Genomic DNA, 15,748 nt, shown 5'->3' with positions numbered 1-15,748 from the left:
ATTTTGGAATTTCAGAAACCGTGGAACAGTTTGTTCATATCTTTGACGACATAGTCTTTGAAATGATAGGCTCGCGCATGTTTGGCATCAAACTTTGCCGTGAGTTCACCTTTTTGAAAGACATATACCCGGTCTTCCTGACTCATCAAAAACTCTGCACCAAGTTTCATCAGCAGCGCATCAATCTTGTCTTCATCGGCAATCGATTCATCAGCATTGATTCTGTCATAGTGACGTTTAATGGTTTTGACAAACATGGTGAAATCCTGGGAGTCTGATTCAAACCGAGATTTAAACAGAGAAGTCGGCTGAAGCAAAGTAATCCTTTTGATATCTGCAGGATTGATCAGAAATCTGTCCGAATCATGCATCGATTTAATCGGTGTATTGTGCTTCGATGATTTGTATTTAGTGACAAATTGTATATTTACAAAGCACAAAATCCTTTTATGATGTAAGTGAAAATGATTAAAATCGCACCAAGGAATAAGGTGCCAGCAATAATAAGGTTATAGGAACCATGAAAAAATTAGTACTCGCTACAGTTCTTGCCCTTTCTGCGCAATTCGCTCTGGCAAATACCGTAAAAGATCAAGTCGATCCCCAATTCCAAAAAGTTGAGGCCATGGTCAAAGCCAATAATTTTAAAGGTGCCTATGACGCTTTGAATCAATTGGCCAGTCAGGGAAATGCCCAAGCTTTATATAACTTAGGCTATTTGACCCAAACCGGCCAAGGTACAACCAAGGACGAGAAAAAAGCCATTCAGCTTTACGAGCAGGCAGCCAGCAAAGGCTATCCGGTGGCCAATTATGTACTGGGTAAAAACTATGCAGCCGGCACACTCGGCCTCAAACAGGATTTGGCCAAAGCCAAACAGCATCTGGAACGCGCTTCAGCAGCCAAATTTGATGATGCCAGCATTGATCTGGCCATACTGCTGTTTTCTGAAAATACAGCAGCGTCAAATAAAGCCGGACTGCAAAAGCTGCAACCGCTGATCAGCAAAGGCAATATGCAGGCCATTCATGCCAAAGCCTTATATGACATCAGCAGCGGTTTCAAAAACAAAGATGAAAAACCGATTCAGCAAGGCCTAAGCAGCATTCAGGAACTGGCAAAAAAAGGCTATATTCCGGCGCTGATGGCAGTGGGCAATATGTTTGCCAATGGCAGTATTGTTCCGCAAAATCTGCCAGAAGCGAAGAAAATCTTTGCCGCACTGGCGCAGCAAAATGTTCCACAGGCCAAAGAGTCTTTGGCAGCGGTAGACAAAATGCTGGCTGAGCAGCAAAAAGCACCTGCGAAGAAAAGTTAAGTGAACCGATAAAACTCAAACATAAAAAAGCCCCATGCAATTGAGGGCTTTTTAATAGCAGAGCATTCATCTTCTAAAAGATTATCCCCACCACAAGGCAATTAAGCCACTGGTCACGATAAAACCGGCAATGGTACTCATCAACAATGGCGTTAAGGTTCGATCATTCAGACCATACGCCTGTCCCAACATGCCAAAAATCGTTGGCATAGGCAAAGCTGCAATTAGCGTACCGACACGGACCATTTCCTCATTTAAGTCCGTCAACTGGCTCAGCCCCAGATACATCAATAACGGCATCATGATATTGTTGGAAAATACCAGATAGAAACTTTGCAGATTGACATATTTCAGGCTCATTCCCACGATCCCGCCGCCAATAGCAAACAGGGCCAATGGTGACGCTGTCTGACCAATCAAGGCAAAGACCTGATCAAGATAGACTGGAATTTTAATCTGGAAAACTGCACAAGCCATGCCCAGCATTACCCCCATAAATAAGGGATTCTTTAGCAAAGTCAGCAGTACACTTTTCAGAATGGCGCCAAGATTCGCCTGATGTTGTGTGCCCAACGCCGCCATGACCAGCACCAGCGGAATCAGCAACACGCTTTCAATGATGACCACTAGAGAGGTATAAGTCATCGCCTGTTGCCCGATCAATAAGCTGAGCACAGCCGTACCAATCAGGCCGGTATTTGACATTGCAGCGCCCAGCGACAGCACTGCACTTTGCGAATGCGTATTCTGAAAATGACGGCGCATGATCCAGAAACCGCTGCCATAAAGCAGCAAGGTCACGCTGCTATACACGGCAAAGTATTCAAAATACCAGATTTCATGCAGGTCTTTGGAGGCAAGGGACTGAAAGAACAGCAAAGGCAAGGCCACTTTAATGACAAAAGCACCTACCGTCCCCACCTGCTCTTTGCTTAACACTTGACTCTTTACAGTCAGATAACCCAGTGCCAACAATAAAAATATGGGCACAATGACCGCAAAAATCATAATGCAGTATCCTCTTGCCAGTGATATTCCATTATAAGAATTTCTGAGACTAAAGCAGTGTTAAAAAGGCTCAAACAGGTGATTCAAACCATGCGGTGCACAGCGCAGATATTGCGGTGAAATTTTGGTTTTTTCCTCAAGTGCTGCCGTTGCATGCCAAGGCCAATGTGGATCATAAAGAATGGCACGAGCCAGTGCGATGGCATCAGCTTGACCTTTTTGCAAAATATCTTCTGCCTGCTTAGCTTCAGTAATCAAACCGACGGCAATCACGGGAATACTCACGACTTTCTTGATCGCATCTGCAAAAGGCACCTGATAATTCGGCTTCACATCGATGTTCTGTTTAGCATGTAAGCCGGCACTGGAAATATGAATATAAGCAGCACCCGCAGCTTCTAGTGCTTTGGACAATTCAATTGAAGAATCAATGGTCCAGCTATCTGGCTGATCCATCCAATCGCTGGCCGAAATACGTACTCCAATCGGATAACCTTCTGGAACCGCCGCTTTCATGGCTTGTAATACTTCCAGAGTCAGGCGAATCCGGTTCTCCAGTGAGCCGCCATACTGATCATCACGTTTATTTGAAAGTGGTGACATGAACTGATGTAGTAAATAACCATGCGCTGCATGCAGCTCAATCAGGTCAAAACCGGCATTAACTGCACGTTTGGCACTTTCTGCAAAGTCAGCAATGACCTGCTTGATTTCTGACTGGCTTAAGGCCTTAGGTGGATGCTCATCTGCCTGAAAAGGAATATCACTGGCAGAAACAGTTTGCCAGCCATGTGCTTCATCCGGCTTAAACTGACCTTTACCTGCCCATGGTTTATCTGTTGAGGCTTTACGTCCGGCATGTGCGAGTTGAATAGCAAAAGGCATCGGGGAAATGGATTTGAGTTTTTCCAGTAAGGTCTTGATCTGCATTGCCTGTTCGTCATTCCACAAGCCCAGATCGGCATAACTGATCCGGCCTTCTGGCTGTACCGCAGTCGCTTCGACAATACATAAACCTGCACCCGATAAGGCATAGTTGGCCCATTGCTGCTCGTGCCAATAGGTAATTTCCCCCTGCTCTGTTGCAGAGTACTGACACATCGGCGCAATTACGATTTTATTTTGAAGTTGCAGTGATCCAAATTGAATAGGTTGAAATAGTAATGCCACGCTGTATTTCCTCTTTTTATTGCACAGTTTCACTCTAGAAATAAAAACAGGCTCCCAAGAGCCTGTTTAGTTATAACGTGAACGATCAAACTTTAGAAGATGATTCGTGTAGTCAAACCGAGTACCAGTGCATCATCCACATTGTTGCTTGAACCTGGATTAATGACATATTGCAGGTTTGGACGCAGCATTAGCCACTTTGTTGCGTTATAGCTATAGTTCAGTTCAATATTGTATTCTGCACTCGCATCAAAATTCAGATTCTTGATCCGGTCATTAATATGTACACGATTGACCGCCAGACCTAAAATATCATTCGGCTGGCTGTCCGCAAGACCGATATATTTCACACCGATTTGTTGTGAATTATCCACTTTATTGGTATCGCGGTCATGCCAAGTAAAGTTGGCAAATGAATGCAAACCCTGACGGCCCTGACCTGTAGACGTTAACTGTTGCTCTACAGCTAACCAACCAGCAAAGGTACGGTTTTTGGCATCAGTAGGATTGGCAATATCTTTTTGGTTGGCAACATCATCGGCCGTATTGTACATCCCGCCGACACGGTAGCTGCCTGGCAGGCCATTCACCAATGATTTCGGTGTCCAGATTACTTCTGCCGGAATTGTCACGCCATCTGCATGGTCGGTATCCAGACTCCAGCCCTGACCTTCTTTAGCGCCATTACCATTATCTGGATTAAACTCATACACACCGACTTGTACCGCAAGTTCAGGATTGAGTTGCTGCTTCACGCGCGCACCCCATTGTGCTACAGGCGTATTCATCCAGATATTGCCCTGCCATTTACCCATCTGTGCAGCACAAAATGCCGTACTGGCAAAATCACAAGCCATGACATTAAAGTCCATACCCAGACCAAGACGACCCGCCTTAATACTGAGCCCTTGGTCTTTATAATTCTTTTCAATAGACAGCTCGCTCAGACGGCTATCCTGATTACCACGCCCAAAAGTGCCTTGTACATTGGCCAGCTGTGGTGCATTAGGATCCTGCAAGTCACGAACAGAGGTACTTTGACCCTGGCGTGCACTCATTACGGCACGTACAGTGACACCATTCCATCCCGCCAGCTTTTCCATATCCAGTTGAGTACCCAGCCATAATTGGGCAGAAGTTAATGGATCTGCGCCGTCATTACGACCACCATCAGCAAGATAAGCAGTATCGGTTAATAGATTGGCTTCAAATTTAATTCCCTGTTGGGCCAGTTCTGTACGTTGACCATTCCAGTCCCCCAGTAAATACTGACCTTGTGGATCAAATGCAGATTCCGCCTGAGCGGTTGTCATGACAGCCATTAAAGGCAATAGAGCTAGACCTAAATATTTCATGTAAAACCTAAACATTCGGAGAGAAAAACAAGCAAGGTTTTTAAATTGCTATTAGGTGCGTGAATTTACATAACTTTTCATATAAATTCCCAGCATTTTTTTTATTACTCATTAAACTTTTAGTTATGCCTTAAACATAAAAATATAATTTTAATTTTAACAATCTTAAATTATTTATATATTTTTCATTAGCTTATAATGTATTGATAATTTCCATTCGATTTCCTCCTAAGAAGATTCGCTATAAAAACATAGAAACCTAGTTTATTCTTTAAACAATTCCAGCTTAAATAAAGATGAAATACCCAGTCATTTTCCAGCGATTTCACCCAGATTAACGCTTGCAATCCCGGCCAATTCACCCAATATTAGCTGCATCTCCCTCGCCACTGATGTGTTATGCCTGAATTACCAGAAGTTGAAACCACCAAAACCAGTTTATTGCCTTTATTAGAGCAACGCGTAAAACGTGTTGAAGTACGTCAGTCAAGTTTGCGCTGGCCTATTCCGGAGAATATAGAAAAGCTGGTGGGGCAAAAATTACTGAAGCTCACTCGCCGTTCTAAATATATTCTGGCGGAGTTTGAACACGACACCATGCTCTGGCATTTAGGCATGTCGGGGAGTTTCCGTCTATGCGAGAGCAATGAAGAATTACGCAAACATGACCATCTAATCATTCAGTTTGAAGATATCGAACTGCGTTATCATGATCCTCGCCGTTTTGGCTGCATTCTTTGGCTGGATGCACAATCACAAAGCAAATTGATTGACACGTTGGGGCCAGAACCTTTAAGCGAGAACTTTAATGCCGAGTATTTATTTGAAAAATTGAAGAATAAAAATGTTGGCACCAAAGTTGCAATTATGGATAACCATGTGGTGGTGGGCGTAGGCAATATTTATGCGACCGAAAGTCTGTTTAATCTGGGGATTCATCCGGCACAACCGGCCTCGACTTTAAGCTTGATTCAGATCGAAAAGCTAGTATTGGAAATCAAGCGCATCTTGAAACAGGCGATTGATCTGGGTGGTTCAACCTTAAGAGACTACACCAATGCCATGGGAGAAAATGGCTATTTCCAGCAAACCTTGCTGGCTTATGGTCGTGCCGGTGAAATGTGTATGAACTGCGAGACCACGCTTGAAAATATCAAATTGGGACAACGCGCTTCAGTTTTTTGTCCTGAGTGCCAACCTTTGAAAAAGATCCAGCTCCCTGTCAAAAAAGTGGCAACTGTACGAGGGAAAAAGTCATGAAAACAGCCATTGTGCGTCATATTCTGGTCAAAGATAGAGAAACTGCTGAACAGCTTAAAAAGAAGATTTTAAGTGGCGCCGACTTCAATAAAATCGCCAAACAGTATTCAACCTGTAATTCTGCCAAACGTGGCGGTGAGCTAGGTGAAGTAAAGAAAGGTCAACTGGTTCCGGTCATTGATAAACTGGTTTTCACTGCAGCAGAACGTGTATTACATGGCCCGATCAAAAGCCAGTTTGGTTTTCATTTGGTCGAAATCAAGTTTCGGATGGATTTTTAATATTTATAAATCCCTCCCTACCTCCCTTTGTTAAAGGGAGAAGTTCCCCTTTTATAAAGGGGATTTAGGGGGATTAGAAAAATTAGACTTGAGGTGGACGCTTTTTCAATTCATCACGAATTTCACGCAGCAATTCAATATCGGCTGGGGTGGTCGGAGTTTCCTCGACTGGGCCTTCTTGTTTACGTAAACGGTTCATGAATTTAACCAACAAGAATACGACCCAGGCCAAGATTAAGAAATTAATTAAAATCGTTAAAAAGTTACCGTAAGTCAGTACATTCACACCCGCCTTAGTCAAGGCATCTAAAGATTGTAAATTGTCTGGGTTTCTTCCTAAGATAAAGAATTTTTGCGTAAAATCGACGCCACCACCGGTAATCACGGTAATTAAAGGCATAATAATGTCTTTCACCAATGAATCGATGATCTTGCTAAAAGCGCCACCGATGATGACACCAATCGCCAGATCCATCATGTTGCCTTTGATCGCAAACTCTTTAAATTCTTGAATAATGCTCATAACTGCTCCCATATTTTATTTTCAAGTTTTGGGTCAAATTATACCTGAATAAATACTTTTAATTTTGACTTAGTTTAATGCGTTTTAGTAAATTATGATTTAAGCATAACGTAAATATAAAAAACCGTAATCTTCGAAAAAATTACGGTTTTTGAAAACCCGAAATAATCTAGCGATTATTTACCTGAACGGTTACGTTTACGTTCGTTTTCAGTCAAGAAACGCTTACGGATACGGATTGACTTAGGTGTTACTTCTACTAGTTCATCATCTTCAATAAACTCAAGCGCTTGCTCAAGTGTATATTCAATCGCAGGAACCAGCGTTAACGCATCATCAGTACCAGAAGCACGTACGTTCGTTAACTGTTTTGCTTTAGTCGGGTTAACTGTCATGTCGTCTGAACGAGAGTTAATACCGATGATCATACCTTCATAAACTTCTAACTGTGGTTTCGCGAATAGACGACCACGGTCTTGAAGTGTGAACAGTGCATAGCCCAAGCAAGTACCTTGAACCATAGAAATCAATACACCGTTTTGACGTTTTGCAACAGTACCTTGCTTCATTGGACCGTAGTGCGAGAAGCTAGACGTCATGATCCCTGTACCAGAAGTCATGGTCAGGAATTCAGAACGGAAACCAATCAGACCGCGTGAAGGAACAGTGGCTTCAATACGGATACGGCCTTTACCGTCGACTTCCATATTGGTCATTTCGCCTTTACGGTGACCCATTTGTTCCATTACAGCGCCTTGATGCTGTTCTTCAACGTCAAAAGTAACGTTTTCGTATGGCTCTTGTTTTTCACCATCAATTTCTTTGATGATTACTTGTGGACGAGATACGCCCATTTCGAAGCCTTCGCGACGCATGTTTTCAATCAGAACTGAAAGGTGAAGCTCACCACGACCAGATACTTTGAAACGGTCTGGACTGTCAGTATCTTCAACACGTAATGCTACGTTGTGAATCAATTCGCGGTCTAGACGTTCACGGATATTACGTGAAGTTACGAACTTACCTTCTTTACCAGCAAACGGTGAGTTGTTTACCTGGAATGTCATCGATACTGTAGGTTCATCTACAGACAATGGCGGTAAAGCTTCAACATTTTTCGGATCACAGATGGTGTCAGAAATGTTAAGTGCATCGATACCCGTTACACAAACGATATCGCCTGCAGAAGCTTCTTCAACGTCAACGCGATCTAGACCATGATAACCCATGATTTTTAAGATACGGCCGTTACGTGTTTTGCCATCTTTATCGATTACAGTTACTTGTGTGTTTAATTTCACTGAACCGCGTTGGATACGACCAATACCGATAACGCCTACGAAGCTGTTATAGTCAAGTGAAGATACTTGCATTTGGAATGGACCGTCAACGTCAACCGCTGGTGGTTCAACGATGTCTACGATCGTTTGGAACAACGGAGTCATATCTTCAGCAAGTTCTTCTGGAGAAGGACCAGCAACACCACGAAGGCCTGAAGCATAAACAACTGGGAAGTCTAACTGTTCGTCAGAAGCACCTAAGTTATCGAACAAATCAAATACTTGGTCAATTACCCAGTCTGGACGCGCGCTTGGCTTGTCGACTTTGTTAATAATCACGATTGGTTTCAAACCGCGTGCGAACGCTTTTTGCGTTACGAAACGAGTTTGTGGCATTGGGCCTTCTTGTGAGTCTACAAGAAGAAGTACGCAGTCAACCATCGACATTACACGTTCAACTTCACCACCGAAATCGGCGTGTCCCGGGGTGTCCACGATGTTAATGCGGTATTCAGTATTGGTACGTTCATCTAACCATTTGATTGCAGTGTTTTTTGCAAGAATGGTAATACCACGTTCGCTTTCAATAGCGCCAGAATCCATGACACGCTCGATCTCACCCGCGCGATCACCGAGAGCACCTGATTGTTGCAAAAGTTTGTCTACAAGAGTGGTTTTACCATGATCGACGTGCGCAATAATGGCGATGTTACGGAGAGTTTTAATATCTGACATGTAAATTCAATGCGTATGTAATTTGAGGGCAAATTATACAGAAAAATACAAAACTTTTATAGTCACTGTAACCACACTCCTCAACTTTTTTTGCTCCGTTGGGGATTTTTTGATTTTGTAAAGACGTGTAACTCGATTAGAATAGCGCCACCCAGCCTTAATTTGCATTGACACATGTCTGATTTTAATCAATCTCCTCCTTCTAAAGATCAACTCGACCTGGTATATGGTCTGGAAGATCGACCAAAACCACTGATTGCTTTTTTAGCTGCATTCCAGCACTTACTGGCAATTATTGTCCCGATTGTGACCCCTGGTCTGCTGATTTGTTTGGCGCTTGGTGTTTCCAAAGAAGACACCAACATGATTTTATCCATGTCCTTGGTGATCTCGGGCATCGCGACTTTTTTACAGTCTAAAAAAGTCGGACCTTTTGGTGCCGGTCTGCTGATTGTCCAAGGAACCAGCTTTAACTTCATCGGTCCAATTATTGGTATTGGTTCAGCTATGGTGGCTGCAGGCACACCTGTAGAAGCAGTCATGGCTTCTATTTTTGGTGTGGTGATTGCAGGTGCATTTATTGAAATGGGCGTGTCACAAATTCTGCCTTGGATCAAAAAACTGATTACCCCTTTGGTCACCGGTATTGTGGTTCTGCTGATTGGTTTAACCTTAATTAAAGAAGGTTTAATCAGCATGGGCGGTGGTTATCAGGCCATGAGCGATAAAACTTTTGCCAATGCCGACAACCTGATCATGTCTTGTACCGTCCTGGCGTTGATTATTATCCTGAACCGGATCCGGATTACCTGGGTAAAAAGCTCTGCCATTTTAATCGCCCTGATCTGTGGTTATGTTCTGGCAGGCTTTATGGGCCATCTGGATTTCTCTGGTCTGAAAGATGCACCACTGGTACAGATTCCAACCCCAATGCATTTCGGTTTAAGCTTCTCCTGGAGTCTGTTTATTCCGATGGCATTCATCTATCTGGTGACCTCTTTAGAAGCGATTGGTGATATCACTGCGACTTCAAAGCTTTCCAACCAGCCAGTTGATGGTCCAAAATGGATGCAGCGCATTAAAGGCGGTGTACTGGTAAATGGCGCGAATTCATTCCTTGCCGGTATTTTTAACACCTTCCCGAGTTCCGTATTTGCACAAAATAATGGCGTAATCCAGTTAACGGGCGTAGCAAGTCGTTATGTCGGTATCTGGATTGCTGCTTTGCTGGTTATTCTTGGTTTGCTGCCTGCAGTTGCTGGTATTATTCAGGCCGTTCCGCAAGCGGTACTGGGTGGTGCAGTGATGGTGATGTTTGGTGCAGTCGCAGCATCTGGTATTAACATTCTGTCTGGTGTCCATCTGGACCGTCGTGCCCTGCTGATTATTGCGATTTCACTGGCGCTGGGTTTAGGTGTTGCACAAGTTCCACAAATTCTTGAGCATCTTCCTGAGTTATTCCGTAATATCTTTAGCTCAGGCGTTGCTACTGGTGGTATCGCGGCCCTTATTCTTAATGTTGTACTTCCTGAAACAAAGAAGTAATTTCATGTCCAAAGAACACTGTCTAGGTCAGGCTTAGGCAGTGTTCTTTATATTGGAGAGATACCTATGGATCCTAAAAGCGAAGTTTTATTAAGACAATATGATTTTTTGTCGGGTCGCATCCTACTGATTAATGCACCAACAGATGATCTGCTCGCTGAATTCGATGCCTCTATCAATCCCGCTGTCTGGACATGGAATTTTAACGATTTTCAATATTTCCAGTCACAACAAGCAGATGTGCATTTTGGTGCAGAGATGCCTGAAGCTGAGTTTGATCAGGCGGTTATTTTTGTACCCAAGTCTAAAGAACTGTTGAATTATTTACTGCACACCGTGGCAGCGCAGCTTAAACCGGGCAGCAGTATTTTTCTGGTCGGTGAAAAGAAAGGCGGGATAGAACGCGCAGCCAAACAGTTGCAGCCTTTTGGTAAAACACTCAAACTTGACAGCGCACGTCATTGCCAACTTTGGCAATTGGTTCTAGAGCATACGGTCGAGAAAAAAGCACTTGCAGACTGGGCACAGCGCTATACCGTATCGACACCAAATGGCGACCTGAATATTTGTGCACTTCCAGGCGTATTTAGTCAAAACCGTTTGGATGTGGGAACTGCCACACTATTACCTTATTTGTCACAAGTCACCTCAGGTAAAATCGCTGACTTTGGTTGTGGTGCGGGTGTGATTAGCGCGTATCTGGCAAAGTTGAATCCGAAAAACCGGATTTTTGCCATGGATGTTGATGCCTTTGCACTGGCTTCTACACAAATGACCTTTGAAGAAAATCAGCTTACTCCTGAACAAATTGAAATCAAAGCGGTTACAGGCATTGAGGATGCACCCTTGTTCCTGCATGCGATTGTCAGTAATCCGCCTTTTCATCTGGGAATCGAGACCGATTACACGGCCAGCGAAACCTTATGTAAAACCTCGCGTCGTCATTTAAAATCGGGCGGTGAGCTTTGGATTGTGGCCAACCGTTTCTTGAACTACCCGACCCTGATTGAACAAAACTTTGGTCGCTGCACAGTAAAAGCAGATCAACAAGGCTTTAAAGTGCTCTTCGCCAGCACTCAAAAAAATGTTAAGGAATCATGATGAGCGAAACGCAAAACACGATGCAGCTGCAGCGTAAGCTGGGTGCTCGTCATCTGAATATGATCGCCATTGGGGGATCAATTGGTACAGGTCTATTCCTGGCTTCAGGTGCGACCATTGCCAACGCGGGACCAGGCGGTGCACTGCTTGCATATGTACTGATTGGTATCATGATTTATTTCTTGATGACCAGTCTAGGTGAACTTGCCACGCATAACCCGACCTCAGGTGCATTTTTCACTTACGGCACTAAATATGTCGAAGGTGGTTTTGGTTTCGCTCTGGGCTGGAACTACTGGTACAACTGGGCCATTACCGTGGCTTTTGAGCTGGTTGCCGTTCAGTTTATTATGAAATTCTGGTTTCCAGATATTCCGGGCGTGTACTGGAGTGCCATTTTCCTGGCCATTATTTTCGGGATTAATGCCCTGACGGTAAAAGGCTTTGGCGAATCTGAATTTTTCTTTTCTCTGGTTAAAGTTCTCGCGATCATTGCTTTTATCATCATCGGGATCTGGATGATCGTGAAGATCATGCTGACCCCGGGTGCAGAAGCATTTGCCAACTGGAGCATTGGTGATGCACCCTTTGTCGGTGGTTTCCAGGCATTAATTGGCGTGGCGATGATTGCCGGATTCTCTTTCCAGGGTACCGAAATGGTCGGTGTGGCGGCAGGTGAATCGAAAGATCCAAAGAAAACCATTCCGGTCGCCATCAAACAGATTTTCTGGCGTATCCTTCTGTTTTATATCGTGTGTATTTTCATTATCGGCACCTTGATTGCCTATAATGACCCACGTTTATTACAGGCCGCTGCAACAGATAATATTGCGCTTTCGCCATTCACCTTATTGTATGAAAAAGCCGGTTTTGCCTTTGCCGCCAGTATCATGAATGCAGTGATCCTGACCGCTATTCTATCTGCGGGTAATTCTGGCATGTATTCATCTACCCGTATGCTGTTTGATATGTCGCGTAAAGGCAGTGCACCTAAAATGTTTGCGCGTCTGGACCCGCGTGGTGTGCCAATGAATGCACTCTATGCCACTACGGCGATCGCAGCTCTATGCTTCCTGACTACTTTCTTTGGTGAACAGGAAGTCTTTAACTGGCTGCTAAACATGTCAGGGATGTGTGGCTTTATTGTCTGGCTCGGGATTGCAATTTCGCATTACCGCTTCCGCAAAGGTTATTTGGCTCAAGGTTATAAACTGGAAGATCTGGCTTATCGCGCTAAATTCTTTCCTTTTGCTCCTTGGTTTGCATTTATCCTGTGTGCGATTGTTGTTCTCGGACAGAACTATCAGGATGTTTTGGCCGGTCAATGGATGGGTGTGTTATCGACCTATATCAGTATTCCGCTATTCCTAGCGATTTGGTTCGGCTACAAATGGAAGAAAAAAACCAAACTGGTCTCTTATCAAGAGATGGATGTGCAGCCGATGAAACTTGATCAGGAATAAAAAATTATTCATTAAAAAAATCAGCTTACGGGCTGATTTTTTATTTCTTGAATTAACTATGACGCATCACGAAATTGCGATCATCAATCACAATCACTTGCTGGCAAATTCCGTCTACCCGACGTTGCTGCTCAAATACCTCTTTAGGCATAGACTCAAAACTATCAAAGAAGCTAATTTCATTTTCATCAATTTCATATATCAGGGAATGATTCCCTACTCCCTCTAAGGTGTCATAGAACACAATCACAAAACGGCCTGCTTCTACATTTTCCTGAATTTCTGCATAAGACAATGGCTGTTCTATAACAGGAATATTTAAGCGATGTGCTTGTTGATAGAAATCGACTTCAATTGGCTGTTTATCTGCATCATGTTCAGTACAAAAATTGACATCCAAACCCAATGTCTTTAAAGCAACTGCAAGTGCGATGCTTGAGCTTCCCATTTCAGGGTCATGTTGACAGAGCTGAGTTAAATCAGGAATATTCAAATCAATGCCATAATGATGAAAAATCATCCATATTGCAAAAATTCCGCTATTGGCTTCCAGATTTTGCAAATCTTCAGGAATTTCGACACTCATATTTTTACTCAACGACATCTTAACAGGCTAAGTGTAGTCAAAATACAGACATAAAAAAAGCAGCTCCGAAGAGCTGCCTTTTTAATGAGTGTTCAATAATGAATTATTGAGCAACTGGTTGTTCAGCTAAAACAGTACGGCTACCAGTGATTGTCGCGAATACACGACGGTTCATAGCACGACCTTCTTTAGTGTTGTTGTCAGCAATCGGTTGATCCCAAGCGAAACCTTGAGTAGACAAGCGAGATGCATCAACATTGTATTCATTTACAAGCGAAGATTTAACAGAGTTAGCACGTGCTAGAGATAAACGTTCGTTTAGTGCACGTGGACCAGTGTTGTCAGTGTGACCTTCGATACGAGCAGTAGCGTTTGGATATTCAACTAGCTTCTCAGCAACTTTAGCGATTTCTGGTTTGTATTGATCTTTGATGTTTGATTTGTTTGTATCAAAGAACACACGAAGTTCCATGTTCAGGTCTTCAGTCAACTCTTGTGGCGCTGGAGCAACTGGAGTTACAGGCTCAACTGGAGCAACTTCAACTACTGGAGCAGCTGGTTTCAGACGACCACCTAGAACAACATTAAGACCAGCTAATGCTGTGTAGTTCCAGAATTTTTCGTCAAAGTGGTAAGTACCACGAGCTTCAGTACGTAGCGCTAAGGCATCGTTGATGTGCCAGAATGCACCCACACCAGCATTACCTAGAGTACCTTCTTCTTCATTACCGCGAGTACCGCGTGGCACACCTTCAAATTCGTATTTGTAGTGACCCGCACCTAGAAGCATGTATGGCTTCACTTTGCTGTCATAGTTACCAGTAAATACGTCAGAAGTTGCGTAGAAGTTACCTGCAATATTTTGGCCTTTGTATTCTGCACCTTCAGCAGCACCGTCAACATCGCCCTTTACTTGGCTATATTCAGCTTCAAAACCTAACCAAGGAGTTAATTCAACACCAATAGCAGCACCTACGAATAAATCGTCTTGTAATTCAGGACTACTAGTAAGTTCGCCATCATTACCGTTATTGTTGTGCTGGGTGTCTTGGAATGTATAACCTAACATCAACGGAGTAACAGTTACGCCTGCATTTGCAGCAGCAAAAGGTGCAGCTACAAGCATAGCTAAAGCAATACGACTCATTTTCATGGATTTATCCTCCAGAGATAAAAATTGTTGTTCAAGCTCAAGCCCGCAATAGGCCATCCTGAGATAGGCTTTTTATTACCCCAGTTTTATTCTTAAGCTATTCACATGGCATCATACAAACACTTTATTATTTTTCCAAGTGCTTGATTAATTTAATCAAGTAAATTATTGACAAAATTACTTACAATTTCCGTTGTAATTCGGTAACTTTTTACTCAATTTTTTATTCTGAATACCCTATGGTGATTGCCAATTATTTTTTAATCACTTTCTTGAAACTTAAGTAAGGACTGATTACTCGGCTCCACAAAGCATAAAAAACGCATAATTAATAACATATTCCTCATAAAAATAATATATAAATCAGGTAACTCTATGTATAAAAAAATAACAAGAGCATTCACTATTGTTGAGTTAATTATCTGTATTGCAATGATTGCAATTCTCGTCAGTATCGCCCTACCGTACTTCCATGACTATCGATCCAAACAGGAAGCCAAAAATATTCCGATCAAATTATCTCAAATTAATCGCTATGCACGCAGCCAGGCTGCAGTGTTTCATCAAAATATTGTAATCTGCCCGAGCCAAGATTCTCTCAGTTGCCAAGCCAATCAATGGAACAAGAACATGCTGGTTTTTATTGATAAAAATAAAAACAGGCAAGTGGATGTAGACGAACAAATTTTACATATTGATGCACTGAACCTCAAATACGGTAACCTAAGTTGGCGAGGAACTTTGAGTTTACCGAGTGTCACTTATCAAGCGCATACTGCCTTGCCGATTGGTTCAAATGGTAGTTTCTATTATTGTTCTACCCATCTTTCTAGCCAACAGCGTATTGTACTCAGCAAAATGGGCCATATCAGGATTGAAAGTCTCTCGTCTTGCTAACAGAACTATCCAGTTTATGCTTCGCTGCGATTAACGCTTCAATCCTGAGTTTTTTTCAATATACTGCTTAAGT

The 15,748-nt window shown here is 43.0% G+C and carries 15 protein-coding genes; 7 read left to right on the top strand and 8 right to left on the bottom strand.

The window, feature by feature from the left end; translation table 11 throughout:
* Positions 1 to 11 precede the first annotated feature (11 nt).
* The gene (locus tag ACO1B7_RS10090) at positions 12 to 257 is read right to left on the bottom strand and encodes a hypothetical protein (protein ID WP_004645929.1); all 246 of its coding nucleotides are present in this window, start codon (positions 255 to 257) and stop codon (positions 12 to 14) included.
* Positions 258 to 520: 263 nt separating this feature from the next.
* On the opposite strand from ACO1B7_RS10090, the gene ACO1B7_RS10085 reads away from it, so the two are divergent.
* Positions 521 to 1,318: a tetratricopeptide repeat protein gene (locus ACO1B7_RS10085; protein WP_423090135.1), complete on the top strand. Its 798-nt coding sequence runs from the start codon at positions 521 to 523 to the stop codon at positions 1,316 to 1,318.
* 81 nt (positions 1,319 to 1,399) lie between these two features.
* Here ACO1B7_RS10085 and ACO1B7_RS10080 read toward each other — a convergent pair whose 3' ends face one another.
* The 3 genes from ACO1B7_RS10080 to ACO1B7_RS10070 all read right to left on the bottom strand — a co-directional run bounded on the left by ACO1B7_RS10080 (position 1,400) and on the right by ACO1B7_RS10070 (position 4,851).
* On the bottom strand, positions 1,400 to 2,326 hold the full coding sequence (locus ACO1B7_RS10080) for an AEC family transporter (RefSeq protein WP_129717581.1): 927 nt from the start codon (positions 2,324 to 2,326) through the stop codon (positions 1,400 to 1,402).
* 60 nt (positions 2,327 to 2,386) lie between these two features.
* Positions 2,387 to 3,496 carry an NADH:flavin oxidoreductase/NADH oxidase gene (locus ACO1B7_RS10075; RefSeq protein WP_423090134.1) on the bottom strand — a complete coding sequence of 370 codons (1,110 nt, stop codon included), beginning with the start codon at positions 3,494 to 3,496 and terminating at the stop codon, positions 2,387 to 2,389.
* A gap of 92 nt (positions 3,497 to 3,588) precedes the next feature.
* Entirely contained in the window at positions 3,589 to 4,851 is a 1,263-nt protein-coding gene (locus tag ACO1B7_RS10070) for a carbohydrate porin (protein WP_423090133.1), read from the bottom strand.
* 399 nt (positions 4,852 to 5,250) lie between these two features.
* Between ACO1B7_RS10070 and mutM the strand changes: the two genes are divergently transcribed.
* Positions 5,251 to 6,111, top strand: coding sequence for a bifunctional DNA-formamidopyrimidine glycosylase/DNA-(apurinic or apyrimidinic site) lyase (gene mutM, locus ACO1B7_RS10065; RefSeq protein ID WP_423090132.1), 861 nt, complete (start codon positions 5,251 to 5,253; stop codon positions 6,109 to 6,111).
* Positions 6,108 to 6,392, top strand: a complete 285-nt coding sequence (locus ACO1B7_RS10060) for a peptidylprolyl isomerase (protein ID WP_005266020.1) — start codon at positions 6,108 to 6,110, stop codon at positions 6,390 to 6,392. The genes mutM and ACO1B7_RS10060 overlap by 4 nt, the downstream gene beginning before the upstream one ends.
* Positions 6,393 to 6,474: 82 nt before the next feature.
* On the opposite strand, the gene mscL is transcribed toward ACO1B7_RS10060, so the two are convergent.
* Positions 6,475 to 6,915 (bottom strand): large conductance mechanosensitive channel protein MscL, encoded by a 441-nt coding sequence (gene mscL, locus ACO1B7_RS10055; RefSeq protein ID WP_004281717.1) that lies wholly within the window; start codon positions 6,913 to 6,915, stop codon positions 6,475 to 6,477.
* Between the two features lie 176 nt (positions 6,916 to 7,091).
* Positions 7,092 to 8,930 carry a translational GTPase TypA gene (typA, locus tag ACO1B7_RS10050; protein ID WP_004281716.1) on the bottom strand — a complete coding sequence of 613 codons (1,839 nt, stop codon included), beginning with the start codon at positions 8,928 to 8,930 and terminating at the stop codon, positions 7,092 to 7,094.
* A gap of 174 nt (positions 8,931 to 9,104) precedes the next feature.
* Here typA and ACO1B7_RS10045 point away from each other — a divergent pair, with 174 nt between their 5' ends.
* The 3 genes from ACO1B7_RS10045 to ACO1B7_RS10035 all read left to right on the top strand — a co-directional run bounded on the left by ACO1B7_RS10045 (position 9,105) and on the right by ACO1B7_RS10035 (position 13,039).
* Positions 9,105 to 10,475, top strand: coding sequence for a uracil-xanthine permease family protein (locus ACO1B7_RS10045; protein ID WP_004281715.1), 1,371 nt, complete (start codon positions 9,105 to 9,107; stop codon positions 10,473 to 10,475).
* Between the two features lie 66 nt (positions 10,476 to 10,541).
* A complete protein-coding gene (locus ACO1B7_RS10040) occupies positions 10,542 to 11,576 on the top strand; it encodes a methyltransferase (RefSeq protein WP_005266021.1) in 1,035 nt (344 codons plus the stop codon).
* Entirely contained in the window at positions 11,576 to 13,039 is a 1,464-nt protein-coding gene (locus ACO1B7_RS10035) for an amino acid permease (protein ID WP_004645936.1), read from the top strand. The genes ACO1B7_RS10040 and ACO1B7_RS10035 overlap by 1 nt, the downstream gene beginning before the upstream one ends.
* 52 nt (positions 13,040 to 13,091) lie before the next feature.
* Here the strand turns inward: ACO1B7_RS10035 and ACO1B7_RS10030 are convergent, their stop codons facing one another.
* Entirely contained in the window at positions 13,092 to 13,625 is a 534-nt protein-coding gene (locus tag ACO1B7_RS10030) for a cysteine peptidase family C39 domain-containing protein (protein WP_004645937.1), read from the bottom strand.
* Between the two features lie 103 nt (positions 13,626 to 13,728).
* Complete coding sequence (gene omp38 / locus ACO1B7_RS10025) at positions 13,729 to 14,778, bottom strand: outer membrane protein Omp38 (protein ID WP_004645938.1); 1,050 nt, start codon at positions 14,776 to 14,778, stop codon at positions 13,729 to 13,731.
* A gap of 375 nt (positions 14,779 to 15,153) precedes the next feature.
* On the opposite strand from omp38, the gene ACO1B7_RS10020 reads away from it, so the two are divergent.
* Positions 15,154 to 15,675, top strand: a complete 522-nt coding sequence (locus tag ACO1B7_RS10020; protein ID WP_071850807.1) for a GspH/FimT family pseudopilin — start codon at positions 15,154 to 15,156, stop codon at positions 15,673 to 15,675.
* Positions 15,676 to 15,748 lie beyond the last annotated feature (73 nt).

This window comes from Acinetobacter lwoffii (genome assembly GCF_049367455.1).
Classification (GTDB): Bacteria; Pseudomonadota; Gammaproteobacteria; order Pseudomonadales; family Moraxellaceae; genus Acinetobacter; species Acinetobacter lwoffii_W.
The sequence above is the reverse complement of the archived record's forward strand: the minus strand, read 5'-3'. Positions and strand labels throughout refer to the sequence as shown.